Below are 1,174 nucleotides of genomic sequence, written 5' to 3' on the forward strand. Positions count from 1 at the left end.
ATTTATAACATGAAGTGTTATAAATATATAACTTTTAAGGAGTGATTTTATATGTCTAAATCGGAAACTGGTGTAAGATCAAAGCTCATCTTGGAATTACTTGTAATAACTTATTTTTTTATAGCTGTATTAGCGACTAAGTATATTTTTAAAGGTCCAAGTACTGTATCTCTTCCAGGATTGAGTTGGTTAATAGTTTTTGGATGTTATTCAATCTATAATAAAAAATATAATGATTTAGTTGATGAATCATCTAAATTTATACTATCAAAGGTTAATCAAATTGCAATAAAAATAATGATATATTCTATAGTTATAATAGCTATTTTTTTTGCAACTCCTTATACAAATAATATAAATATATCAAACTTGGATACAGGTATAATTCTCATTGCAGTTTTATTTATACAGTCTTTATCTAAATTAATTTTGTATATATACTTTGATAAAAGGGGGATATGTAACTAAGTGGCAATATTGATGAAAACAAAAATTAAAGAATATAGAGAAAAATTACTTATGACGCAAAATGAACTTGCTAAATCAGTTGGGGTAAGACGTGAGACTATTGTACACTTAGAAAATGGAAAATATAATCCTTCTTTAAAGCTAGCGATGGATATTGCCAAAGTATTTGATACCACAGTAGAAAATTTGTTTGAATTTATTGAAGAAGAATAGTGGATAGATTATAATTGTTTTAAGATAAGAAGAGTATTGTAAATGATAAAAATTAGTGAATAGAGAGTTAATTAATAAATATTAGATAAATATTTAAAGTTTAGGTGTGAAGAGGAGGTATAGTTTTATGGAAGCAAATAAAACATTATTATAAATATTATATAAAAAAATCATATTAGAATTTTCTAAACAAACAGGTAAGAGCTTGGAAGAAAGTATGAATTATTTATATACTTCTGAAACATATAAACTTATAAGTGAGGGTGTATCAGATATGCACTGTAAGGGTCATATATACTTAGCTCAAGAATTAAGTCTATCCAAGATAAACAGTTAAAAACTAGATAAGAATAAGGGTACAAGATAATATAAAATTAATTTGTATCCTTATTTTGATTTTATAATTAACTATATGAAATCATAGTATTTTATGTATTTGATTTTTACAATGAAAATATTTTATCTAATTTTTCTATAGCTTCAACTTTCTTAT

At 23.9% G+C, this 1,174-nt stretch carries 2 protein-coding genes; both read left to right on the top strand.

Features of this window, described 5'->3' with window-relative positions; all coding sequences use genetic code 11:
* The first annotated feature begins 51 nt into the window (after positions 1 to 51).
* A complete protein-coding gene (locus tag KGF50_RS21525) occupies positions 52 to 468 on the top strand; it encodes a hypothetical protein (protein ID WP_227849952.1) in 417 nt (138 codons plus the stop codon).
* Entirely contained in the window at positions 469 to 681 is a 213-nt protein-coding gene (locus tag KGF50_RS21530; RefSeq protein WP_169470054.1) for a helix-turn-helix transcriptional regulator, read from the top strand.
* The last annotated feature ends 493 nt before the right edge of the window (positions 682 to 1,174 follow it).

It is taken from the genome of Clostridioides sp. ZZV15-6598, assembly GCF_020657705.1.
Lineage (GTDB): Bacteria > Bacillota > Clostridia > Peptostreptococcales > Peptostreptococcaceae > Clostridioides > Clostridioides difficile_F.

What these genes read in the sequence shown, in the direction of transcription:
- KGF50_RS21525 (WP_227849952.1), top strand. Translation starts at nt 52, where the DNA reads ATGTCTAAATCGGAAACTGGTGTAAGATCAAAGCTCATCTTGGAATTA.